Genomic DNA, 23,136 nt, shown 5'->3' on the forward strand with positions numbered 1-23,136 from the left:
GCTCGCTTCAAAAGGGGTGTGCAGGCTTCATAAAGCCATCCGCGCACGATGCCAATTCAAACCGTCAAATTGCGACAGCAGGCCAATGTTGCGCGACGCACAACAATTGCTTTGCTCTCATATACGTTGTGTGATAGACAACACCATGATTGAAAGCTTCGCTAATCGTCAGACCCATCAATTGTTTGAGGGCATCGCCGTCAAGCGCATGGATGGCAGTTTGCAAAAACAGGCACTTCGACGGTTGATCTACCTTCACGCCGCCATAAGCCTGGATGATCTGCGCGTTCCGCCGTCAAACCGGCTGGAAGCCCTGCAAGGCGACCGCAAAGGCTTCTATTCGATCCGCGTCAATGACCAATGGCGCATTGTCTTCAAATGGCAGGACGGCAAGGCCTATGAAGTCGAATTCGTGGACTATCACTGAAACAGCACAAGGCCTCTGGAAAGCACAGAAAATGACGGACTATATCGACATCGACCCGCCGGGCGTCCTGCTGAAGGAAGACTTTCTGGACGATCTGGGCATCCGCCCCGGCACGCTGGCGGCGGCCATAAAGGTGGACCGCGCGGCCATCAAAGCCATTATCGAAGGCCGCCGCGCCATCACGGCAGAAATGGCGCTGCGCCTGGGCCTGTTCCTCGGCACCAGCCCGGAGTTCTGGCTCAACCTGCAAAAGGACTACGATCTGCGCAAGGCGAAGCGCGAACGACTCGACGAGTTAAAAGCCCAGATCGAACCGCTCAAGGTGGCGTGATCACCAGCTCCCCGTATTGGGCATGCTGGCCCACGGTTCCTGCGGGGCCTTGGGTGCCCCTTTTTGTAGCAGTTCGACGCTGATGCCGTCCGGAGAGCGCACAAAGGCCATATTGCCATCGCGCGGCGGGCGGTTGATCACCACGCCCATATCCATCAGGTGCTGACAGGCAGCATAGATGTCATCGACCTCATAGGCCAGGTGCCCGAAATTGCGCCCGCCCGCATAGTCTTCGACCTTACCGTTTTCGTCGGGCCAGTTATAGGTCAGCTCGACATGCGGCGCGGCGCGGTCGCCACCATTAACGGTCGCCGTGGCCGAATCGAGCGGTGCCGCCAGAAAGACCAGCGTAAAGCGGCCCTTTTCGCTCACCGTGCGGCGCACTTCGAACAGACCCAGACCGCGACAGTAGAAATCGAGCGCCGCGTCCAGATCTTTCACACGAACCATGGTGTGAAGGTATCTCATCAGAGCACTTTCCAAAAAGTGGGACGCACTTTTTGGATGAAAAAGTGCGCTAAACAAAAAACGAAAGCGCCGATCGGATGCCCTCAGATCGGCTGGCTTTAGTGATCGCCTTCGAGGCGCGGTGCCGGGCTTTGGTACTCGTGCGCGTGGTCCTTGTGCACGAACTTGCGGTCGCAATAGCCGCACTCGACCTCACCATTGGCCCCAAGTTCCAGATAGACCAGCGGGTGACCCAGCGCGCCACCGCCGCCATTGCAGGCGACCTTGTGACCATCGACATAGATGACTTCGGGAGGAGGAACGGTGCTCATAGATATAAGGCCCAGCTAACTCAGGGAGATGAGGCCAAGCCTTACTGAAAGCCGCGCCGCGCGTCAAATGAACAAAGCCCCTCCGCCGAGGTTCAGCGAAGGGGCAGGTGGAAAAGGCGTCATTTCTGTCAGGGGTGACGCCCTTACTCGTAGCCGTGGGCCGCCTCATTGATGGTCAGGGTCGGCATACGGGTGAAATCGACCTCGACCGGCTGCGCCAGCCTGAGCTGATAGGTCCGCAGGACGTGTTCAAGGCGACGACGGGTTTCCTGCGTGGCGGCCGCATCCGCATTGAGGTTCAACGGCGCGAGGCAGAAGTCGATAATAGCATCAGGACGGGTGTAAGCGTTCATACGGCACTCTCCTTTACTCTGCGGGTTTTACTCTGGGGGTTTTACTCTGAGGGTTTTACTCTGCGGGCTCAGCCTGAAACTGAGCGGTTTCGGTCGAGTCCTTCAACGCGGTAGTCGAGGACTGACCATTGGTGATGGTCATGGCGATCTTGTCGAAATAGCCGGTGCCGACCTCGCGCTGGTGACGGGTAGCGGTATAGCCCGCCGCCTCATTGGCAAATTCGCGCTGCTGAAGCTCGGAATAGGCCGCCATGCCGCGGTCGCGGTAACCGGAGGCCAGCTCGAACATGCCGTTATTCAGCGAGTGGAAGCCGGCCAGGGTCACGAACTGGAACTTGTAGCCCATAGCCCCTAACTCACGCTGGAATTTGGCGATCGTCGCCTCGTCCAGCTTGGCCTTCCAATTGAAGGAGGGCGAGCAGTTATAGGCCAAGAGCTTGCCCGGATGGACCTTGTGCACGGCCTCGGCAAAGCGACGCGCGTCGTCCAGGTCCGGGTGCGAGGTTTCCCACCACAGCAGGTCGGCATATTTGGCATAGGCCAGACCGCGCGCGATGCAGTGATCGAGCCCCGTCCCGGCCTTAAGGCGGAAGAAGCCTTCCGGCGTGCGGCTGTCGCGGTCGATGAACGGGTGGTCGCGCTCGTCAATGTCCGAGGTGATCAGTTGCGCCGACTCCGCATCGGTGCGCGCCACGGTGAGGGTGGGCACGCCCATCACATCGGCCGCCAGACGCGCCGCGATCAGGTTGCGCTCATGCGCCTGGGTCGGGATCAGCACCTTGCCGCCGAGGTGGCCGCACTTCTTTTCCGAAGCCAGTTGATCCTCGAAATGCACGCCCGATGCCCCGGCCTCGATAAAGGCCTTCATGATCTCAAAACTGTTGAGCGGCCCGCCGAAACCGGCCTCGGCATCGGCGACGATGGGCGCGAACCAGTCGCGCTTGGCGCCACCTTCGGAGTGCTCGATCTGATCGGCGCGCTGAAGCGTGCGGTTGATGCGGCGGCACAGTTCCGGGGCGGCATTGGCCGGGTACAGCGACTGATCCGGATACATGGCCGAAGCGGTGTTGGCATCCGCCGCCACCTGCCAGCCGGAGAGGTAGATGGCCTTGAGCCCGGCGCGCACCATCTGCATGGCCTGATTGCCGGTGACGGCCCCCAGCGCATTGATAAAGGGCTCCTCGCGCAGGAGTTGCCACAGGCGATTGGCCCCGCGCTCGGCCAGCGTATTGTGCACAAGGACCGAACCCCGCAGCTTTTCGACCTCCTGCGGCGTGTACGGACGGGTAATGCCGTCGAAGCGCCCCTTGGGGGCATTGGGCACCAGTTGCTCGAAAGTGGTCATGACAGGGTCTCCGTATCCCGACGCTCAGGTCGGGGGGTGGTGGGATTGAGGCTTTCGCGGTGGGCCATCAGGGCGGCCTGACGCGACAGGACGGCCGCCGCGCCGAACGAGGACGCATAGACGGCCACAAGGTCGAACGGGCTCAGGAACGGTGTAAAGTTGGGTGAATTTGTCATAATACGTCTCCTTTCCGGCGGCTTGGCCGCGCTGTTGATGGGACGATTAAGCGCCAAAAATCAGAAAAAGGGAGGGTTTGGCGGGTAAATGCCGCGTCATTTGGCAAAAGGCGACCTTGTTCGCTTTGTAAATTTATGACTAAATGACTGAAACATCACCCTTGCTAAGGCCGTTATGAACATGCGCGACATCATTCAAAAGGAATGGGGCTGGCTTGGCTTCGAAGTCGATCAGGTGCTGGAGGTGAACGCCTTCGGAAATGTTCTGTTTAGCTCTATGGATGGCCAGCGCTGGAGAATATGCCCCGAAGACCTTTTGTGCGAACCTATTGCCAGTGGGGAGGTAGATTACAGGCTGTTGTTACAGGACGCGGATTTTCAGTTGGATTGGAAAATGGGATGCTTGGTCGAAATGGCACGCGACACCATTGGCGATCTGCATGAGGGCTACAGCTACTGTCTTAAGCTCTGGACACCTCTGGGCGGTGAATATGTAGCGGACAATATAGCTCAAGCCCCCACTGATGAGGTGATTGCTTCTGCGGGCCATGTCGCTTTTCAGATTAAAGATGTACCGAATGGCGGGCAGATTCAGTTGAAGGTCGTGGACTAAGCCATGTCCGAACTTGATCGCAAACTCTTCCTGGGCGGCCGCCTCAAACGTCTGCGGCACGACCTGAACCTGACCCAGACGCGCATGGCCGAAGACCTTGGCGTGTCGCCCTCCTATCTCAACCATCTGGAGCGCAATCAGCGCCCGGTGACGGCGCAGGTGCTGCTGAAGCTGGCCTCGACCTATGATCTCGATATGCGCAGCTTCACCTCGGAGGCCGATCCGTCGGGTGAGGCCGATCTGGCCGAGGTGCTGAGCGATCCGCTGTTCAAGGACCTGCACGCACCGCGCCGCGAAATCGCCGATCTGGTCGCCGCCTCTCCCACGGTGGCCGAGGCCATGCTGCGGCTGTACCGCGCCTATAAAGAACGCAAGGTGCGTGAGGTGATCGACCTCAGCTCGGCAGAAATCCTCAATGAACACTCGCCCGCCGACTGGACGCGCGATCAGGTGCAGGCGGCCAATAACCACTTCCCGGACTTCGATGAACGCGGCGAGGCTTTGTTCGAGGCGCTGGGCGGTGATCCGCACACGCTCGAAGCCGCCGCCGAACGCCGACTGCAAAGTGAATTTGGCATCGGGGTGCGCTTCATGCCGGCCTCGGTCATGCTGATCTATCAGCGGCGCTACGATCCGCACCGGCGGCGGCTGATGCTGTCGGAGACGCTGGCCCCCTCCTCGCGCGTCTTTGCCATCGTCTATCAACTGGCCCTGTCGCTATACGGCGCGGAGCTGAATGCGCGTGTCGAACGCGCCAAGGCCCCGGACCTCGCCTCGGCGCGCCTGTTCAAGATTGCGTTGCTCAACTATCTGACGGCGGCGACCCTGATGCCCTATGGCCGCTTTCACGACGCCGCCGAAGCCTGTGGCTACGATCTGGAGCTGCTGCGTGCCCCCTTCGGCGTCAGTTTTGAACAGGCGGCGCACCGCCTGACCACCCTGTCGCAGCCCGGCCGCCGCGGCGTACCCTTTTTCATGATGCGGATAGATTCCGCCGGCAATGTTTCCAAACGCTTTGCGGCGGGCAAGTTTCCCTTTTCGCGCTTTGGCGGGGCCTGCCCGCGCTGGAACCTGCATCAGGCCTTTCAGTCGCCGGGCCGCATCCTCACCCAGGTGATCGAAACCCCCGCAAGCCCGAGCGGCGAGCGGTCGCGCTATTTCACGCTGGCGCGCACGCTCGACCGGGGCCTGCGCGGCTGGGACGGCGGGGCCTATAGCGAGCAGGCGCTGGGGCTGGGCTGTGAGCTGAAATACGCCGACAAGCTGGTCTATGCGAAGGGGCTCGACCTCAGCAACCCGGCGGCTGTCGAAACCGGCCCCATGTGCCGGCTGTGCGAACGCCCCAACTGCCGCGAACGCGCCGCCCCGCCGGTGACCAAGACCCTATCCGTCGATGAGTGGATCAAGTCGGCCACGGCGTTTCCGTTTGCAGGGTAATCCTACCTCCCCGGCGTGCCGGGGAGGTGTAAGACAGGCGTTACAACCGCACGACCTTTGCGGTGTGGGAGAGAGGTTCGGTGGTTTTGAGTGGGTTTCTGAGCGGGTGGACGAAGGGGCGGGCGTCGATTTCGAACACGTCGCCGGCTTGCGTCTTCACGCCATCAGCAAAGCTCGCCGTCGCCGTCCCGAAGCAGTGCACATGCACATCGCCCGGCACCCGGAACAGCTCGTACTTGAAGTGGTGGTGTTCAAGGTTCTCAAACGTGTGGGACATGTTGTCCTCACCCGAGATAAACGGCTTCTCCCAGATCACTTCATTGCCGCGCACGATCTTCGACGTGCCTTCGACGTGGCTCGGCAGCTCTCCGGTCAGGAGCTCGACACCGAGGCTTGCCGGGCGCAGTTTGGAGTGGGCCAGCCACAGATAGTTCTGCTTCTCAGTCACGTGGTCTGAGAACTCATTGGCCAGCGCAAAGCCGATGCGATAGGGCTGTGCATCCTCGCCAATGACGTAGATGCCCGCCATTTCCGGCTCCTCGCCGCCGTCCTCGGCAAAGCCCGGCGACACCAGCTCGGCCCCCGGCCCGACCAACGCATAGCCATTGCCCTTATAGAACCATTCCGGCTGCGCCCCCGCCGTGCCCGAGGCCGGCTTGCCGCCCTTCACGCCCATCAGGAACATGCGCATCGAATCGGTCAGGTTTTCTTCGCCACCCGCCTCTTTGGCCTTGGCGTGCATCTTGTCGCGGCCCTCGGCCGAGCCCAGGTGCGTCAGGCCCGTCCCGGTCAGGTGCAGGTGGGCCGGGTCCGGATGGTCGATCGGGGCCAGCACGCGGCCTTCGGACAGGGCCAGCGCAATGTCCACCGCATCACCCAGCCCCTGCTGCGCCACCTGATCGGCAATCGAGCGTTTGGCCGCGATGGCGGCCCTGGCCAGCTCATAGGTCGTGGTCACGCCCAGAATAAGCTTCGCCGAGCCGTCATCCTCGGCGGCGGCCACGCCACGCGTTGCGTGGGCATCGACAAACTGGATCAGGCGAAGGGTCATGCGGTCGCTCCCGATAGATCAAGCGCATCCCCCGGAAGTGTCTGGCGGTTAGGGGCAGGATGCGCGGCCATTAACTCTTTAAAACTCAGACAATTGATTGTGACTTAGGCCCGCCTTTGCCGTTTGTCAAATCGAGTTTATGATCATACGGAGATTCTCCTACACCCGTCTCTCCGCGAGCGGGGAGACGGGGAATTAGCCAGGGACCTGCATGACCGACACCCGACCTGCCGCTTCGTTTGACCGCTCCCCGGCCAGGGACAGTTCCGCCCCAAGTTCCGCTTACGGCGTGCATTTTCAGGGGCGCCTGCACGGGGCACTGGCCCACCGGCTGGGGGTGGACATCCTCAAGGGCGTCTATCAGCCCGGCGAAGTCCTGCCCAATGAGATCGACTCGTCCTCGACCCTCGATATCTCCCGCTCGGCCTATCGGGAGGCCATCCGCATTCTGGCGGCCAAGGGCATGGTTGAAAGCCGCCCCAAGGCCGGGACGCGCGTCACGGCGCGCCGCCGCTGGAACGTGCTCGATCCGGAGGTGCTGGGCTGGATGTTCGAGACCGAGCCGTCGGAGGACTTCATCAAGGGCCTGTTTGAGCTGCGTCTGATCACCGAACCGGCGGCGGCCGAACTGGCGGCGCTGCGCCGCACGGACGAGCATCTGCGCCTGATGGATAAGGCGCTCGACCTCATGCAGGCCGAGACCCTGGCCACCGAGGCCGGGCGAAAGGCCGATCTCGACTTCCACGACGCCCTCATGCACGCCACACATAACGAGGCCCTCGCCTCCCTGAGCCACTCCATCGGCGCCGCTGTCGCCTGGTCCACGCGCTTCAAGCAGCGCCATCAGGCCCTAACCCGCGATCCCATCCCTGACCATCGACGCGTCTTCGATGCCATCAAGCGCCAGGACGCCGGCGCCGCAAGATGGTGCATGGAATCCCTCATCCGAATGGCCCTCGACGACACCCAGCGCTCCATGCAGACACAGTATCTCGAACCGAGGGGGTAAGGGATTTGCGCTTAGGGTAAACAGGTGTTAACGCCCCGCTAAGACAGAGGCGGTTAAAATCGCCGCAATACCGGTACAGGGCCCCATGAGCGACACCACTCCCATCACGGCGCGCGTCGAAATCGTCAACGACAAGGGGCTGCACGCCCGCGCCTCTGCCAAGTTCGTCAAAACCGCCGCTCAGTTCGACGCACAGATTTACGTGCTCAAAGACGAGTCGCGCGTCGATGCGCAGTCGATTATGGGCCTGCTGATGCTGGCGGCGTCCAAAGGCACCTTTATCGACATCGAGGCCGAGGGCGAACAGGCGCAGGCCGCCGTCGATGCGCTGGTGGCGCTGGTGTCCGACCGCTTCGGGGAAGAATCGTAGGATGAAGCGCCTCGCCCTCCTCCTTGCCTGTGCGCTGTTGAGCAGCGCCGCGTATGCCGAACCGCCCGACGGCGAAGGCGCGTCGGGACCTGTGGGGGAAGAGAGCGCACCCAAGCCCAAACCCAAGCCGCGTCCCAAGGCGAAACCCAAGCCCAAGGCCGTCGCGCCCGCGCCCAGACTGCCGGAGGGACCAATCCCCTATACGCAGTTACAGAACGCCCCGGTCGCCAAAACCGACGCGCACACCTCCCCGGCTGTGGTCGCCCATATGGCTCCGTCCGTGTCGCTGCCACCGCCGCCCGTGATAGCCGCCGTGCCACCCATAGTGACGCCGACCGCCCCCTCCGAGGCCCTGCCGCTGAGCCCCAGCGTCACCCACGACCTGAAGTGCGAAACCCAGGTCGTTGGGCCCAAGGGCCTGATCTCCAAAGGTCAATTCTATCTGGAGGTCGAGCTGTCGGACGTCTTTCCCGAAGACACGGCGCGCTTCAAAATGGTGATGGCCGATCCGCGCCATCAGAGCCTGCTGAAGGACACGGCCTGCGAAACGCTCGATTGCCGCGTAACGATCAGCGCCAACTATTACGACCTCTATAATGCCCGCACCAAACGCGGCGCGCAGTTGCGCGTGACGCTGGATCGTCATACGGGGGCCTATCTGGCGCGACGCACCGACGGCAAGCTGCCGCTGGGGGGCTCGACCCTGATCAAGGAAGGGCCGGGTGAATACGAAGAAGGCTATTGCACGCTCCAGAAGCGCCCGGAAAAACTCTTCTAATCCCGATGATAGGGCGACCCGCTAAGGATCGTCGTCGCCCGGTACATCTGCTCAGCCAGCATCAGCCGCACCAGCGCGTGCGGCCAGGTCTGAGGCCCGAAGGCCAGTGAAAAGCGCGCCGATTTGACCAGTTCGGCGTCGAGCCCGTCCGCCCCGCCGATCAGAAAGGCCAGCTTGCGCTCGCCGGAGTCTTTCAGCTTATCGACGCGCTGGGCGATCTGACGCGAGGTCAGAAGCTCACCCCGCTCATCGCAGGTGATCAGGCACACGCCCTCACCTAGTGCCGCGCGAATGGCCTCGGCTTCCCGCGCCTTGTTGAGCAGGGAGTCCTGAGACTTTGCGGTCTTTTTCGGCTCGATCTCCAGCAACTCCGCCGGACCCAGCCCCAGCGGGCGGCCGCTCAGGGTGGCGCGACTGAGATAGTCGCGTGTCAGGGTGTTTTCCGGGGTGTTGCCGAGCTTGCCGACGGCGGCGAGGATAAGTTTCATGAGAGGCTAAAATAAAAAGGGAGCCGCGAGGCCCCCAAAATCGCACACGATCAGCCCCCTCCCCAGCGAACCGGGGAGGTATAAAGACATTAGTGGCTATCGACCGTGTGGTTCGACGACACCGACCAGATCTTTTCGATATTGTAGAAGCTGCGCACTTCCGGACGGAACAGGTGGACCACCACGTCGCCGGCATCGAGCAGCACCCAGTCGCAGGCCGGCAGACCTTCGACGCGCGCCTTGCCAAAGCCCGCGTCTTTCAGCGCGCGCATGACGTGATCGGCCAGAGCGCCGACGTGGCGGTGCGAACGGCCCGAAGCGATGATCAGGGTGTCGGCCACCGAACTTTTGCCGCGCAGGTCGATGCACACGATGTCCTGCGCCTTGTCGTCATCCAGCTTGTTCAGGATGAGGGTTTCGAGCGAGGTTTCCTCGAAATCGGCGGTACTTTGGTCGATGTCCGCCGGGAGGGCGGCGGGTTCCGAATGCGCGTCTTGCGCAAGCTGACGAGACAGGGTTTTACTCCATATGTGGATAAGTTGACCGCACCCTAGCACAGACAGGGGCCAAGGTCACGGTTAGTAATGCAACCGCCGCCAATTTTATAATGAGGGCGGGGTTTCCCCCTCGGCGACCTTCTTGCGCTGGGCGCGCAGGGCCGTCGAAGAGATATTGTGCAGCGGCCCTTTGAGATAGGCCCAGGCCGGGGCCGGAAGTCCGCTGAGGATGCGGCCCTCGCGCTCCTTGCGCCGGTAGTGGGCAAAGCGCCGGGCGGCGGGCGACAGTCGGCTTTTCATCAGGACGCCGGGGCGCGAGACGATGGCAATGGGGATCATGCGCGCGATCTGCACCCAGCCGCGCCAGCGGTGGAAGCTCGCCAGCGAATCCCCGCCCATGATCCACACGAACTGCACCCCCGGATAGCGGGCTTTCAGGGCGCGTAGCGTATCGAGCGTATAGGTGGCGCTGATGCGGGTCTCAAAATCCGAAATAATGTCCTTGGGCCCGACAAACGGACGGATGGCGGCGATGCGCTCGCTCAGAGGGGCCGTATCGCGCTTCGATTTCAATGGGTTCTGGGGCGAGACGAGCCAGATGATGCGATCGAGCCCCAGACGCATGCGCGCCGTTTCGGCCACATGGGCGTGGCCTTCGTGCGCCGGGTTGAATGACCCGCCGAACAGGCCGATCTTCATGCCGCGTTCGAGATGGAATCCCGGTCGCAAGGCACCGTGGCTCAGTGTATGGAAGAGGGGGGCTGGACCGGCGAACCACATCAGCGTGCGCCCCCTCCGTCACGGACGCCACGCTGACGCGCGCGCCGCGACACCTCCCCCGCTGACGCAGGGGAGGAGGAAGGGAAGCCAATCGCTGCGACGCCCCACACCACGCCTTATCTATCCCACGGATCATAGGTGGAAGGGGCGGGCGAGTCGCCGGCCTTTTCGGCCTTCTCGCCTTCGACGATCTTGGCATGGGCAGCAAACAACAGGTCGCGCACGCCTTCGCCGGTGACGCCGGAAATGAGGTAGGGCGTCTGACCCGATGCTTTTTTCAGCTTTTTGGTGAGGTCCTTGCGCGCCTCGGCATCGAGCGAATCCACCTTGTTGATGGCCACGATTTCCGGGCGCTTGGCCAGGTCTTCGGCATAGGCGGCCAGCTCGTTACGGATGACCTTATAGGCCTTGACCGGGTCTTCCTGCGTGCCATCGACCAGATGGATCAGCACCTTGGTGCGCTCAACATGGCCCAGAAAGCGCGTGCCGAGCCCGGCCCCTTCCGAAGCGCCTTCGATCAGGCCGGGAATGTCGGCAATCACGAAACGCTGTTCGGCCCCCAGATCAATGACGCCCAGATTGGGGGTCAGGGTGGTGAAGGGATAGTCGGCGATCTTGGGGCGCGCAGCAGACGAGGCCGCAAGGAAGGTCGATTTCCCGGCATTGGGCAGGCCGAGAAGACCGGCATCGGCGATCAGTTTCAGCCGCAGCCAGATCCACTTTTCTTCGCCGTCCTGACCGGGCAGGGCGAAGTCAGGGGCCTGATTGACCGGGCCTTTGAAGCGCGTATTGCCCCAGCCACCATTGCCGCCCTTGAGCAGCATGACCTTTTGCCCCGGCGTGTCGAGATCGACGATCAGGGTTTCGTGGTCTTCCTCGAACACCTGAGTGCCGACCGGCACACGCAGCACGAGGTCTTCGGCATTGGCACCATGCATCTGCCGCCCCATACCGTGCGTGCCGGTATTGGCCTTAAAATGCTGCTGGTAGCGATAGTCGATCAGGGTGTTCAGCCCTTCGACCGCCTCAACCCACACCGAACCGCCCTTGCCGCCGTCACCGCCGTCCGGCCCGCCGTTCGGAATGAACTTTTCGCGGCGGAACGACACGGAGCCCGCGCCGCCATTGCCGGAGCGGATGAAGATTTTACACTGGTCCAGGAATTTCATGAGTGGGGTATCAGGGGCGAGAGGTGATCAAAAAGCGAGGCGGCTACCGCCGGGAAGCGGAAGCCGCCTTTGTGAACCAAGTTGAAGGGAAGATCAAATTTTGCGAAAGGCCTTATGCTCAATTTGATCACATGTCTGAATTTAAAGGAGGCGGATCATATGCAGCGCCTCGTGCGGGCCCTGACGGGCCAGCGAGGTTTCCGGTGTGCGGCGGCCGGTGTACAGGAACCCCGCCCGCGCCAGCATCCGCGCCGAGGCCGCGTTGTCGGCAAAGTGCGCCGCATGCAGCACCCGGTGACCGCCAAAGCGTTCGGCATAGCCGATCAGGCCTTCCAGCGCTTCGACGCCAAAGCCCTGCCCCTGATGTTCGGGGGCAATGCAGATGCCGACGGACGGGCCGAACTGATGCAGGCCCGACGCCTGACCGCAGGTCGTGCGCTCCAGACCCACCACCCCGATCAGGGTTTCGTCGGCGTCACGGATGCCAAACACCGGCAGGCGCGGCGAGGAATTGTGCCGCGCCTTTTCGACATAGGCCCGCGCATCGGCGTCGCTGAACGGATGGGCGATGGCGTGGGTCATGCGGGCCACCGACTGATGGCCGAAGATCGCCTTTACATCGTCCACATCATCCAGGCACAGCGGGCTGAGATAAAGGCGCTTGGTCTGCACGGCATAGCCGCTGCGGCCGGCGCGCAGGTCTTCGCGCTTGAGGCCAGCCACAGCCGGATGAGAGCCAGTGAATCCATGGGCTTCGGGTGTTCTGATGATCATGATGATACCCCGTTCCTTTAAAGATAAAGACGAAGGACGGCTTTCGCTTCGGGAAAGGCGCCGGCGTGCGATGGGTCCGATAGTCTTCAGACCCAGATCAGGATGTCGGGAGGTTTCGGTTTTTATGTGGTCCTAAGGTGACACAGACCGCATAAAATTTCCGCCGCCCGTGCCCCTGCGAAAATAAGCTTTTCGCAAATAGCTGGGGCCTGACGAACGGGGAACAAGAGAAGGGGCCAAAAGAAAAGGAAGCCCGGAAACTGATCCGGACTCCCCGTTCAAAGGCCATGTCCAGATCGGCTTAGTGACTAAGCGCGACCTGAAGCATCTGTATCAGGTCGCTTATTCGGCAGCTTCGGCGAGCGGCACGATCGACACGTAACAGCGGTTGTCACGCTTGGTGGTGAACTTCACATTGCCGTTCGCGGTGGCGAACAGGGTGTGGTCGCGGCCAAGGCCGACATTGTCACCGGGGAAGAACTTGGTGCCGCGCTGACGGACGATGATGTTGCCCGCGAGGACGCTTTCACCGCCAAAACGCTTTACGCCAAGGCGCTTCGATTCTGAATCGCGGCCGTTACGCGACGAGCCGCCGGACTTTTTGTGAGCCATTGTTGAACTCCTCTAAACGGTTGCGATTACGCTTCTTCGGAAGAGGCTTCGGCAGCCTTCTTCTTCGGAGCGGCTTTCTTCTTGGGAGCCGCAGCGGCTTCCTCGGCGACGACCGGAGCCTCAACGGCTTCAGCCAGAGCCTTCGGGGCCAGACCGCGGGCGCGGGCGTCCAGCTCAGCCTTGGTCACCAGCGAAACGGTGCCTTCCCAGGCGGCCGACTTGCCCGCACCGCTCAGAGCGGTGATGCGGATGACCGATTCCGGCTGACGGTGGCCGGTGGTGCGGCGATAGCCCTGACGGCGGATCTTCTTGAAGATCTTCACCTTCTTACCCTTGCGGGTTTCGATCAGGGTGCCTTCGACCACAGCGCCGTCAACGAGCGGCGCGCCAACCACGGCACCGGCTTCGTCGCCAACGAGGAGCACGTCTTCGAAACGGATGGCAGCGCCCGCGTCGCCTTCCAGCTTTTCAACGACGAGCAGATCGCCCGCCGCAACGCGGTATTGCTTACCGCCGGTCTTGATTACCGCATACATCGGTTTAGCCTCTAAGCTTTAGTGACTGGCAAACCCGACCGGTATAAAAACCAATGGTTCGCGCAAAAATCAGGTTTTCCGCAGGGCATGACCCTCGGAAGAGAGGGGCGCTTTATATAGTTTTTGCTCAGTGAGTCAACGCCTGTTTACGCCCCTGCCGCAGGAATCTGACACCCGGTCCGCGCGAGGCTTGATTTCCCCCGGCAAAAGCCTACTTAAGGCGTGTTTTCGCCCTGCGGGCGGGTCGCGCCACTTTACCCGAAAACCGCCATTCAAAGTCTTATGGCACTTTTCGGGTTGCGCTCGCCATATGTGCAGATGGCTCTACTTATATAAGGTTCCCCCATGGCCGATACCGCCGCTTCCGTTGCCAAAACGCCCGTTACCGTCCTCACCGGCTATCTGGGGGCCGGCAAGACGACGCTCCTGAACCGCATCCTGTCCGAAAACCACGGGCAAAAATACGCGGTCATCGTCAATGAGTTCGGTGAAATCGGCATCGACAACGACCTGATCGTCGGTGCCGACGAAGAAGTGTTCGAAATGAACAATGGCTGCGTCTGCTGCACGGTGCGTGGCGACCTGATCCGCATTCTGTCGGGCCTGATGAAGCGCAAAGGCCGCTTTGACGCTATTATCGTCGAAACCACGGGCCTGGCTGATCCCGGCCCGGTGGCCCAGACCTTCTTTGTCGATGAAGAGGTTAAGGCCCGCACCTATCTCGACTCGGTGACGGCGCTGGTCGATGCCAAACACTTCCGTTCGGCGCTGGAGACCGACCGCGTGGTCAAGGAACAGATTGCCTTTGCCGACCACGTTATCCTCAACAAGACCGATCTGGCGACGCCGGAAGAACTGAACGAAGTCGAAGCGCGCATCCGTGGCCTCAACCCGCTGGCCACCATTGAGCGCGCCGAACGCTCAGGCGTGGAGATCAAAAGCTTGCTGAACCAGCACCGTTTCGATCTCGACAAGATGGAATCGGTCGCCAATCACCATGAGCATGGCCCCGATTGCGGCGACCATTGCGATCATGACCACGGGCATGATCACCACCATCACGACCATGGGCACGACCACGGGCATCACCACCACGGCCATAACCCGGCGCATGGCGAACCCGGTCACGTGCATGATGAACACTGCGGCCATGATCATCATGACCATGACCACTCTCATCACACGCACGGTCATCTGAACCCCATCCACGATAATGAAATCCGCTCGGTCTCCCTGTCGTCGGAAGCACCGGTCGATGGGGTGAAGTTCACACGCTGGCTGGACAAGCTGCTGGCCGAAAAGGGGCAGGACATCCTGCGCGCCAAGGGCATCCTCAGCATCAAGGGCGAGGAGAAGCGTCTGGTGTTTCAGGCCGTGCACATGATCCTCGAAGGTGAACTGCAACAGCCGTGGAAAGAGGGCGAACATCGCCTGAGCCGCGCCGTATTTATCGGTCGCCACCTCGATGAGGCCGCCCTGCGCGCCGGTTTCGAGGCATGTATCGCGCAGTAAGCCAAATTTATACCTCCCCAGCTTGCTGGGGAGCCGGGGACCGCGCCCGGTAGGGCGTGGTGGTGGGGTATCTTGCGATCTAACGGCAAGCTCTGGCGTTTGCCCCTCCTCCCGTGTAAGCCCCCCTCCGTCTTTTGCCTTCGGTAAAACCCACCTCCCCCGGCAGCCGGGGGAGTATGAGGATCTGATATGCCCTTCGCTTTTGAAAAACATTTCGACGAATACGTCGTCGCCGCCCTGTTCGATTCTGCCGATGAGCCCGTAGCAGCGCTCGGTGACGGGCGCGTCGTGTTTCCGGACGTCGATGCCACCTTCGAAGCCCACCCCAATGGTGGCATCTTAAGCGCCGCCATCCACCCGTCAGGCGTCGGTATCGTCACCGGCGGCGATGACGGCCGCGTGGTGTGGACGACCAAGGAGTCCGGTCCGGTCGAGCTGTTTGCCGCCAAGGGCGCGTGGTTCGACGCCCTGGCCGTCAGCGACGCGGCGCTGCTGATCGCGGCCGCTGCGGGCAAAAAAGTGCACGTCTATGACGCGCAGAAGAAGACGGCAGTGAGCTTCGAGCACACGTCCAGCCTGTCGGACATCACCTTCGATGCCAAGGGGCGCAAGCTCTATGCCGCGACCTATAATGGCGTGGCCGTGTGGTTCTCCCGCATCGCGCAGCAAAAGCCGACCCTTCTCAAATGGGCCGGTTCGCACACCAAGGTCGCGATTTCGCCCGACGACAAGTTTGTCATGACGGCCATGCAGGAAAACGCCCTGCACGGGTGGCGCATCAGCGATGCCAAGGATATGCGCATGGGCGGCTATCCGGCCAAGATCAAGTCGATGGGCTTTTTCGCCAAGGGCAAGCTTTTGGCCACTTCCGGGGCCAATGGCGCGGTGGTATGGCCCTTCCTGAAGGCCAATGGGCCGATGGGCGAAGAAGCGTCCGAGATCAACGCCGAAGAATCGACCATGGTCTCGGTCGTCGCCGGCGCCCCCGAAGATACGTTGCTGGCGGCCGGGCTCGAAGACGGGCGCGTGTGGCTGGCTGAATTGACTTCGACCGGAATTGACTGGATTCGCCGCGAAAAAGGCGCTCCCATCACGGCGCTCGCCATCTCCAATGAGGCCAATCGCTTGATCTTTGGCGACGAAGACGGCAACCTGTGGGTATTTGAAGCCTCATAATCCGCTCCGCCTGACGGTGGGACCCGATTATGGGTGGGTATCGACAATCCGGACTTGAGGCGGCTCTTCGTCCGGATTGGCATTTTTGAGCCCTCGCCTTGCGAGGACCGTGGAGTGACGAACAGTGGCGGGGGCCAAGGCGAAAATAGGCATCGGGCAACTGCTCGTCTTTGTGATTGTGGGTGGCTTTGCCTTCAGCGTGGCGTCGGTCGCCGTGCACCGGTTCCTGCCCGTGCCGATCACCTTTCTGATGGTGCAGCGGATTTTCGAGGGCAAGGGCTATCATCACGAATGGGTGCCCGCTTCGCGCATATCGGACAATCTAAAGGTGGCGGTGATTGCCGCCGAAGACGCCAAGTTCTGCTCGCACTATGGCTTTGACATGAACGCTATCGAGAAGGCGCAGCGCAACAATGCGCGCGGGCGCAAGGTGCGCGGCGGTTCGACCATCTCACAGCAGACCGCCAAGAACGCCTTCCTGTGGCCGCAGCGCTCCTATGTGCGCAAAGGGATTGAGGCCTATTATACGCTGCTGATTGAGACGATGTGGCCGAAGTCGCGCATCATGGAAGTCTATCTCAACAGCGCCGAATGGGGCCCGGGCATCTATGGGGCGGAGGCGGCGTCGCAATACTGGTTCGGCAAGTCGGCGGACGATCTCACCCAGGCCGAGGCCTCGCGCCTGGCGGCCATCCTGCCCAGCCCGCTCAAGTGGAAAGCGGCGCAATCGGGCAAGTACGTCAAGGGGCGCTCCGGCAAAATCCGCGCCAATGCCGGGGTGGTGCGCCGCAACGGCATCGGGACCTGTGTGCTGGAGTAGGGCGTTCTTAATGCCTCCCAACACGATGGTGGTGGGGGCTTTCTCAAATTCCGCACGGAACGTGTTTCGTCTTCCCACGCCCCCCACCGTCTTTTTAAGCTGACGCTCAAAAATTCACCTCCCCCAGCAAGTTGGGGGAGTATAAGTGGAGTAACCGTCCCCGCCCGTTTTCGGAAAACCCTTTCTTGCCCATCACCCTCTATATCGACGCCGATGCCTGTCCGGTTAAGGACGAGACCTATAAGGTCGCCGGGCGCTACGGCCTGCGCACCGTCGTGGTGTCGAACAGCTTTATCCATATCCCCAAATCGCCCCTCATCGAGCGCATGATCGTCGATGCGGGGCCGGACATTGCCGATGACTGGATCGCGGATCAGGCGACCGCGCACGATGTGGTCATCACCAATGACATTCCGCTGGCCGGGCGGGTGCTGGCCAAACAGGCCTATGCCATTGCTCCCAATGGTCGCGCCTTTACGCCCGATTCCATCGGCGCGGCCCTGTCGCAGCGGGCCCTGATGGAACATATCCGCTCGACCGGCGAAATCACCGGCGGCCCGCCGCCCTTTTCCGCCGCCAACCGCTCGCAGTTTCTGCAAACCCTCGATCAGGTGGTGGTGAAGGCGCGTCGGCTGAAACCCTGAGCCTCGCGCAAAGACCACCGGTTTCATCCTCAACCGCTCTTGACGAATGGTTAAAACAGGCGTCACCCTCCGTCCGGTTTTTCCTTCAGGAGGGTATGGATGATGCGGCGTCTTCTGGTTTCCGTAGCAGGTCCGGCGCTGGTGGCCGGTGTGTTGTTGTCAGGCTGCGCGACGGTGCCCGCCGCCGCCCCCATTGCCGATACCCCCAAAACCGAAGCCCCGAAGGCCCCGGCCCTGACCGAGACCCCGGCCCCTACCCCGCCCGCCGGTCCGACCGAGGCCAAGGCCTATGTCGAAGCCGCAGAACAGAAGCTGGGCGACCTCGGCGAATATGCCGCCCGCGTGCAGTGGGTGCGCGCCACCTACATCACCCACGACACCATGTGGCTGGAATCGAAGGCCAATGCGCAACTGACCGAGGAAAGCGTGAAATACGCCATGGGCGCGGCGCGCTTCAACGACGTTGCCGTCGATGAGGTGACGCGGCGCAAGCTGAACCTGCTGCGCCTGTCTCTGGTTCTGCCCGCCGCGGATCGTCCGGGGGCCGCCGATGAGATGGCCAAGCTTTCGACCTCGCTCGATTCCACCTATGCCACGGGCAAGTTCAGCTATAAGGGCAAGGTCTATACGCTGGACGACGCCTCGAACGTGATGGCTACGTCGCGCGACCCCGCCACCCTGCGGGCCATGTTCGAAGGCTGGCGCACCGTATCGGTGCCGATGAAGGGCGACTATACGCGCCTCGCTGAACTGGCCAATGAAGGGGCCAAGGGGCTGGGCTTTGCCGATACGGGGGCCCTCTGGCGCTCCGGCTATGACATGCCGGCGGATGCCTTCGCAGCCGATACCGACCGCCTGTGGGGTCAGGTCGAGCCCTTCTATAAGAATCTGCATTGCTATGTGCGCAGCCGCCTCAATGAAAAATATGGCGATGCCGTGCAGCCGAAGTCCGGCCCCATCCGTGCCGACCTGCTGGGCAATATGTGGGCGCAGGACTGGGCCAATATCTATGACATCGTGGCCCCGAAGGGCATGAAGGGCTCGTCCTATTCTCTGGACAAGCTTTTGCTGCAAAAGAAGTACACGCCGGAAAAGATGGTCAAGACCGGCGAAGGCTTCTACACCTCTCTGGGCCTTGCCCCCCTGCCCCAGACCTTCTGGGAGCGCTCACAGATCACCCGTCCGCGCGACCGCGAAGTGCTGTGTCACGCCTCGGCCTGGGACCTCGATAACCGCGACGATATCCGCATCAAGATGTGTACGCAGGTCAATGGCGAGGACTTCTATACGGTCCACCACGAGCTGGGTCACAACTACTATCAGCGCGCCTATAAGGATCAGCCCTTCCTGTTCAAGAACGGCGCGAACGATGGCTTCCACGAGGCCATTGGTGACTTTATCGGCCTGTCGTCGGTGACGCCGGTCTATCTCAACCAGATCGGCCTTCTGGACAAGGTGCCGGGCGAGGAAGAGGACATCCCCTACCTGCTGAAAATGGCCCTGCAAAAGGTTGCCTTCCTGCCGTTCGGCCTGATGGTCGATCGCTGGCGCTGGGAAGTCTATTCCGGCAAGATCACCCCGGCGCAGTACAACAGCCGCTGGTGGGAGCTGGTGCAGCAGTATCAGGGCCTTGTGCCGCCGGGCGTGCGTCCGAACGATGCCTTCGATGCCGGGGCTAAATATCACGTCGCGGGCAATGTGCCCTATACGCGCTACTTCCTGGCCCACATCTATCAGTTCCAGTTTCAGCAGGCTGCCTGCGACCAGATCGGCTGGAAGGGTCCGCTGCACCGCTGCTCGATCTATGGTCATAAGGAGGTCGGCCAGAAGCTGAACGCCATGCTGGAAATGGGTCAGTCGAAGCCGTGGCCCGAGGCCATGGCGACCTTCACCGGGCAACGCGAAGGCGACGCCTCAGCCGTAGCGGCCTATTTCAAGCCGCTCAATGAATGGCTGATCAAACAGAACGCCGGGCAAAACTGCGGGTGGTAACCCCCCTCCTCCCTATTGCGTAGCAATGGGGAGGTGCCGAGCCATCGAAGCGCGTCGAGGCGGAGGGAGATAGTTCCGATGCCACTGACGCGCTGTGAGGCTGGGCGTCGTCCCTCTGTCACGCCAGCTTGATCTCTCTCAGGCGCTGGCGCAGGAAGTCGTCTGCGGTGATCGACTGACCGGCATACTGATCCGGGCGGTCTTCGGAGATGCAGCCCGGCAGGGTCTCGATCAGGTAGGGGCTCTCAAAGTGCAGGAAGAAGGGCATCGAATAGCGTGAGAAGCCCTTGCGCGCTTCAGCCGGATTGACCACGCGGTGGATGGTCGAAGGCAGGACGTGGTTGGTCAGGCGCGACAGCATGTCGCCGATATTGATGACGATAGCCCCCGGCGGCGGCGTGATGGGCAGCCACGAGCCGTCACGATCCAGCAGTTGCAGACCCGGCTCCTCGGCCCCCATCAGAAGCGTGATGGCGTTGATGTCGCCGTGCGCCCCGGCGCGTACCGATGCGCCCGCCTCGGTCACCGGCGGATAGTGCAGCATACGCAGGATCGAATTGCCGTCCTTCACCTTGTCATCGAAGAAGTCCGGCGCGAGTTTGAGGTGGATGGCAATGGCCTTCAGCACCTTTTTGCCCAGCCCGTCCATCTCGGCATAGAGCGTCTGAAAGGTCGGTTTGAACTCCGGCACTTCGGCAGGCCACACATTATCACCCATATGGTCGCGGTACGGATGACCCGCCGGAAGATCGCGTCCGACGTGCCAGAACTCCTTGAGATCGTGCGCCTTATAGCCCTTGGCCGTCTCAATGCCAAATGCGGTGTAGCCGCGCTGACCGCCGCCGGCGCGCCCGTCATATTGCAGCTTGGTCTCAACCGGCAGATCGAAAAACGCTTTGGTCAAGGCATAGGCCTTATCGACCAGCCCTTTGTCGAGACCCGCGCCGTTCGGCTCAAACAGGCCTGACAGCACCGCAAACCCATAGCGTTCAAACGACGCGCCCAGCTTCTGCGAAAAAGCCGTCAGGTCCGTGTCGTACAGCGACAGCGGCACCGGCTCGATGGACGGTGCGGTGGACAGGGGGGCGGAATCGTAGAGCGCGGTCGGGGACGACATCATGCGGGGGTGCCTTTGGTCTTTGCAGATGAAACGTTTAATAGCGGATAGAGGGGCTTATGACGTTTGTATGTCAAGGACGCAAGCGACCAAACGCCGCACAGGCAACACCGGAAACCTTATCCGGCACCGCTTCACGCGCCTTTTACATGAATAATACCAACGGCCGAAGATGCTGCCGCATCCGGCCGTTGAAAACTCGATAATTTCTCATATGTGTCAAAGACATGAAAAATTCTCGACAGGCATACCAAGAGTCATTTTCAATGACCCTTGGTATAAGTTTATCACAGTCGGGGGGTGATAAACGCTATCTGGCGACTTTTGGCGATTTTTCGATTGCGTCGATCACGCAGGTGTCGTTTTGATGCCGTACAGGCGATTCATCGTCTCAAGGTTTGTAATATCGGGTCCGGCGGTAAGGTGGGCAGGTCCATTCAGAGTATAGGTCGTTTGGCGGCGGCGGGCATTATCGCCCTGTCGGCGCTCTTCTGCGCGCCTGTGTCCGCCCAGATCCTGCCGCCCCCTCCCGCCGATGCCGAGCCGCTGGCCGGTATTGATCCGGCCCTGCAACCAGTCAACTCCACCAAGGCGCTGAGCGCATCGGAACAGTCGGTTGTCCGCGTTCTGGTCGTCTATCGCGGCTATGGCGGGGTGCCGCTCGATTCGGTCGGCATGGGTTCAGGCTTCGTCGTCGCGCCAGGTTATATTGTCACCAACTACCACGTCATCGAAACGCCTCCGGAGGCCACTTCGGCGGAAATCTATATCGTTCCGCACAAGGGGACGGGGGCCGCCTATCAGCAGGTGACTCTGGTCAAGCCGTGGGTGGAGGGCGATCTGGCCCTTCTGCGTGCCGACGGTCTCAAGATTGCGCCGCTCAAGCTGTCGCTGGTGCCGCAAAAGAACCAGCGCATCGTGGCCATGGGCTATCCCGGCATCACCGACCGCCTGCTGAAGCGCGGCGGCACGGAACTTCTGGAGCCCGCCGACGCCTATGTGACGCAAGGCTCCATCGCCCTGTTCGCTTCGACCAATCCGGACGGCTCACGCGTCGATACGCTGTTCCACACCGCGCCGATCAATCCCGGTAATTCCGGCGGCCCGCTGATGGACGAGTGCGGTCAGGTGGTCGGTGTCAACACCTGGTCGGCGGTGTCCACCCTGTCGGAAAGCGGCGATATGGACGTGCCGGCGGGACAGTATGTCGCCACCCACGTTTCGGCGCTTTATACCTTCCTGCAATCCACCGGTGTGACGGTTCAGACCACCTCAGAGCCCTGCTACGCCAAGTCGGAAGACGAGATCATCAAGGATGACGGTCTGTCGCGGGCGCTGGCCGCCTATCGGGATGCGCAGGCCAAGCGTCTGGAGGAACAGCGCAAGGCCGAACAGATGAACGCCCTGATGGATCAGTTGCAACTGGGCGCGCTGGTCCTGTTGTCGGTGCTGGTCGTGGTCCTGATCGCGCTGATCATCCGCCGTCGCCATCCGCCGAAGGGCAAGGAGACGCACGCCCTGCCCGAAGCGGCGCACGCCGAAACACCCCATACCGAACCGCATCTGGCCAAGGCCAGGACAGAGAAAGTCCATCACAAGCATCCGTTCCCCTGGGGCTGGATCGCGCTGGCTGTGTTTGTCGTCCTGATCGCGCTGGCCTTTGTCCTGCGTGAAAGCCCGGCGGTACAGAAGATGTCGCAAATCTCCGAGGCCGATGCGACAAAGGCCGGGCCCGTGCGCCTGACCTGCGATGTGGACCTCAAGGCCTCGCCCAAGCCCCTGCCCGGTGTCGGCCCTACCGATTTCGAATTCGATGCCGGTCATGCCTGCGTCAACGGCCGCACGCCTTACGAAGCTCAGACCAATGGCACCCTGTTGCGCTTTACCGTATCGGAGTCCGAACCCACGGCGGCGCGTCTGGAATTGTCGCGCGACGGACTGACCTTCAAGCGCAGCGATTATCGCCTCACCCCGGAACAGCACCGCGACTACGTGGCGCAACGTGCCGCCCTGGGGTCTTTGCGCTGCGCGTCGGGCAAGGATACGGGACAGGCCGAAGCCCTGAAGGACAATATGCGCAAGGTACGGCAACTGGCGCAATCCTTCCTCAATTTCGCACCGGAAACCGAAACGGTGTGGCGCTGCCGCAAGGCCCCGGAACCCGCCGCGCCCAAATCGCCAAACGCGCTCTGATTACCGTTTTCTTATATCTGCGGCCCTTTAATTTACCGGATTCACCGCCAATCCTTATTTCCCGAATATTGGCTGTTTACAGGCTTCATCCTAGGTTCATGTGAAAGGGCTTAACTGCCCATAACGGCGCCTGTCGCCGCAACGCACAGGACTATAT

27 protein-coding genes are annotated in these 23,136 nt (G+C 61.6%); 13 read left to right on the forward strand and 14 right to left on the reverse strand.

The annotated features are described in order from the left end of the window. Nucleotides 1–145: 145 nt before the first annotated feature. Together AACH73_RS09225 and AACH73_RS09230 are read left to right on the forward strand one after the other, a co-directional pair. On the forward strand, nt 146–427 hold the full coding sequence (locus tag AACH73_RS09225) for a type II toxin-antitoxin system RelE/ParE family toxin (protein ID WP_272742526.1): 282 nt from the start codon (nt 146–148) through the stop codon (nt 425–427). A 31-nt stretch (nt 428–458) separates the two neighbouring features. After that, complete coding sequence (locus AACH73_RS09230) at nt 459–758, forward strand: HigA family addiction module antitoxin (RefSeq protein WP_272742527.1); 300 nt, start codon at nt 459–461, stop codon at nt 756–758. On the opposite strand, the gene AACH73_RS09235 is transcribed toward AACH73_RS09230, so the two are convergent. The 5 genes from AACH73_RS09235 to AACH73_RS09255 all read right to left on the reverse strand — a co-directional run bounded on the left by AACH73_RS09235 (nt 759) and on the right by AACH73_RS09255 (nt 3,411). Next, the gene (locus AACH73_RS09235; RefSeq protein WP_272742528.1) at nt 759–1,226 is read right to left on the reverse strand and encodes a VOC family protein; all 468 of its coding nucleotides are present in this window, start codon (nt 1,224–1,226) and stop codon (nt 759–761) included. Between the two features lie 98 nt (nt 1,227–1,324). Then, nucleotides 1,325–1,537 carry a zinc-finger domain-containing protein gene (locus tag AACH73_RS09240; RefSeq protein WP_272742529.1) on the reverse strand — a complete coding sequence of 71 codons (213 nt, stop codon included), beginning with the start codon at nt 1,535–1,537 and terminating at the stop codon, nt 1,325–1,327. A 143-nt stretch (nt 1,538–1,680) separates the two neighbouring features. Next, the gene (locus tag AACH73_RS09245) at nt 1,681–1,890 is read right to left on the reverse strand and encodes a hypothetical protein (RefSeq protein ID WP_272742530.1); all 210 of its coding nucleotides are present in this window, start codon (nt 1,888–1,890) and stop codon (nt 1,681–1,683) included. A gap of 55 nt (nt 1,891–1,945) precedes the next feature. Continuing rightward, entirely contained in the window at nt 1,946–3,235 is a 1,290-nt protein-coding gene (aceA, locus tag AACH73_RS09250; protein ID WP_338734649.1) for an isocitrate lyase, read from the reverse strand. Then, nucleotides 3,232–3,411 (reverse strand): hypothetical protein, encoded by a 180-nt coding sequence (locus tag AACH73_RS09255; RefSeq protein ID WP_272742532.1) that lies wholly within the window; start codon nt 3,409–3,411, stop codon nt 3,232–3,234. Before AACH73_RS09255 ends, aceA begins: the two co-directional genes overlap by 4 nt. A 181-nt stretch (nt 3,412–3,592) precedes the next feature. Between AACH73_RS09255 and AACH73_RS09260 the strand changes: the two genes are divergently transcribed. After that, entirely contained in the window at nt 3,593–4,024 is a 432-nt protein-coding gene (locus AACH73_RS09260; RefSeq protein ID WP_338734650.1) for a hypothetical protein, read from the forward strand. A 3-nt stretch (nt 4,025–4,027) separates the two neighbouring features. Further along, entirely contained in the window at nt 4,028–5,461 is a 1,434-nt protein-coding gene (locus tag AACH73_RS09265; RefSeq protein WP_338734651.1) for a short-chain fatty acyl-CoA regulator family protein, read from the forward strand. A gap of 40 nt (nt 5,462–5,501) precedes the next feature. On the opposite strand, the gene araD1 is transcribed toward AACH73_RS09265, so the two are convergent. Next, on the reverse strand, nt 5,502–6,512 hold the full coding sequence (gene araD1 / locus AACH73_RS09270; protein ID WP_338734652.1) for an AraD1 family protein: 1,011 nt from the start codon (nt 6,510–6,512) through the stop codon (nt 5,502–5,504). Nucleotides 6,513–6,723: 211 nt separating this feature from the next. On the opposite strand from araD1, the gene AACH73_RS09275 reads away from it, so the two are divergent. The 3 genes from AACH73_RS09275 (at nt 6,724) to AACH73_RS09285 (ending at nt 8,669) form a co-directional block, all read left to right on the forward strand. Continuing rightward, nucleotides 6,724–7,521, forward strand: a complete 798-nt coding sequence (locus tag AACH73_RS09275) for a FadR/GntR family transcriptional regulator (protein ID WP_338734653.1) — start codon at nt 6,724–6,726, stop codon at nt 7,519–7,521. 85 nt (nt 7,522–7,606) lie between these two features. Further along, nucleotides 7,607–7,891: an HPr family phosphocarrier protein gene (locus AACH73_RS09280; RefSeq protein ID WP_338734655.1), complete on the forward strand. Its 285-nt coding sequence runs from the start codon at nt 7,607–7,609 to the stop codon at nt 7,889–7,891. 1 nt (nt 7,892) lies between these two features. Then, nucleotides 7,893–8,669 carry a hypothetical protein gene (locus AACH73_RS09285; RefSeq protein WP_272742725.1) on the forward strand — a complete coding sequence of 259 codons (777 nt, stop codon included), beginning with the start codon at nt 7,893–7,895 and terminating at the stop codon, nt 8,667–8,669. On the opposite strand, the gene rlmH is transcribed toward AACH73_RS09285, so the two are convergent. The 7 genes from rlmH to rplU all read right to left on the reverse strand — a co-directional run bounded on the left by rlmH (nt 8,666) and on the right by rplU (nt 13,525). After that, nucleotides 8,666–9,157, reverse strand: coding sequence for a 23S rRNA (pseudouridine(1915)-N(3))-methyltransferase RlmH (rlmH, locus tag AACH73_RS09290; RefSeq protein WP_272742724.1), 492 nt, complete (start codon nt 9,155–9,157; stop codon nt 8,666–8,668). The two genes, AACH73_RS09285 and rlmH, sit on opposite strands and share 4 nt — an antisense overlap. 89 nt (nt 9,158–9,246) lie before the next feature. Continuing rightward, the gene (rsfS, locus tag AACH73_RS09295) at nt 9,247–9,615 is read right to left on the reverse strand and encodes a ribosome silencing factor (protein WP_041658436.1); all 369 of its coding nucleotides are present in this window, start codon (nt 9,613–9,615) and stop codon (nt 9,247–9,249) included. A 144-nt stretch (nt 9,616–9,759) separates the two neighbouring features. Beyond that, on the reverse strand, nt 9,760–10,434 hold the full coding sequence (locus AACH73_RS09300; protein WP_338734656.1) for a nicotinate-nucleotide adenylyltransferase: 675 nt from the start codon (nt 10,432–10,434) through the stop codon (nt 9,760–9,762). Nucleotides 10,435–10,550: 116 nt separating this feature from the next. Then, entirely contained in the window at nt 10,551–11,603 is a 1,053-nt protein-coding gene (gene obgE, locus AACH73_RS09305) for a GTPase ObgE (RefSeq protein ID WP_338734657.1), read from the reverse strand. A 141-nt stretch (nt 11,604–11,744) separates the two neighbouring features. Continuing rightward, nucleotides 11,745–12,377: a GNAT family N-acetyltransferase gene (locus AACH73_RS09310; protein WP_272742721.1), complete on the reverse strand. Its 633-nt coding sequence runs from the start codon at nt 12,375–12,377 to the stop codon at nt 11,745–11,747. 342 nt (nt 12,378–12,719) lie between these two features. Continuing rightward, the gene (rpmA, locus tag AACH73_RS09315) at nt 12,720–12,989 is read right to left on the reverse strand and encodes a 50S ribosomal protein L27 (protein WP_126421658.1); all 270 of its coding nucleotides are present in this window, start codon (nt 12,987–12,989) and stop codon (nt 12,720–12,722) included. Nucleotides 12,990–13,015: 26 nt separating this feature from the next. Then, entirely contained in the window at nt 13,016–13,525 is a 510-nt protein-coding gene (gene rplU / locus AACH73_RS09320; protein ID WP_272742720.1) for a 50S ribosomal protein L21, read from the reverse strand. Between the two features lie 345 nt (nt 13,526–13,870). Between rplU and AACH73_RS09325 the strand changes: the two genes are divergently transcribed. The 5 genes from AACH73_RS09325 (at nt 13,871) to AACH73_RS09345 (ending at nt 19,669) form a co-directional block, all read left to right on the forward strand. Beyond that, on the forward strand, nt 13,871–15,037 hold the full coding sequence (locus tag AACH73_RS09325; RefSeq protein ID WP_272742719.1) for a GTP-binding protein: 1,167 nt from the start codon (nt 13,871–13,873) through the stop codon (nt 15,035–15,037). Between the two features lie 189 nt (nt 15,038–15,226). Beyond that, nucleotides 15,227–16,213 (forward strand): WD40 repeat domain-containing protein, encoded by a 987-nt coding sequence (locus AACH73_RS09330; protein ID WP_338734660.1) that lies wholly within the window; start codon nt 15,227–15,229, stop codon nt 16,211–16,213. A gap of 145 nt (nt 16,214–16,358) precedes the next feature. Next, entirely contained in the window at nt 16,359–17,033 is a 675-nt protein-coding gene (mtgA, locus tag AACH73_RS09335; RefSeq protein ID WP_272742728.1) for a monofunctional biosynthetic peptidoglycan transglycosylase, read from the forward strand. Nucleotides 17,034–17,218: 185 nt separating this feature from the next. Then, nucleotides 17,219–17,677: a YaiI/YqxD family protein gene (locus AACH73_RS09340; RefSeq protein ID WP_272742717.1), complete on the forward strand. Its 459-nt coding sequence runs from the start codon at nt 17,219–17,221 to the stop codon at nt 17,675–17,677. A 102-nt stretch (nt 17,678–17,779) separates the two neighbouring features. Next, nucleotides 17,780–19,669, forward strand: coding sequence for a M2 family metallopeptidase (locus AACH73_RS09345; protein WP_338735726.1), 1,890 nt, complete (start codon nt 17,780–17,782; stop codon nt 19,667–19,669). A gap of 118 nt (nt 19,670–19,787) precedes the next feature. Here the strand turns inward: AACH73_RS09345 and AACH73_RS09350 are convergent, their stop codons facing one another. Continuing rightward, the gene (locus AACH73_RS09350; protein ID WP_338734661.1) at nt 19,788–20,789 is read right to left on the reverse strand and encodes a 2-oxoglutarate and iron-dependent oxygenase domain-containing protein; all 1,002 of its coding nucleotides are present in this window, start codon (nt 20,787–20,789) and stop codon (nt 19,788–19,790) included. A gap of 420 nt (nt 20,790–21,209) precedes the next feature. On the opposite strand from AACH73_RS09350, the gene AACH73_RS09355 reads away from it, so the two are divergent. Continuing rightward, a complete protein-coding gene (locus tag AACH73_RS09355; protein ID WP_272742715.1) occupies nt 21,210–22,979 on the forward strand; it encodes a serine protease in 1,770 nt (589 codons plus the stop codon). The last annotated feature ends 157 nt before the right edge of the window (nt 22,980–23,136 follow it).

The organism is Asticcacaulis sp. DW145, from assembly GCF_037101385.1.
GTDB classification, from domain to species: domain Bacteria; phylum Pseudomonadota; class Alphaproteobacteria; order Caulobacterales; family Caulobacteraceae; genus Asticcacaulis; species Asticcacaulis currens.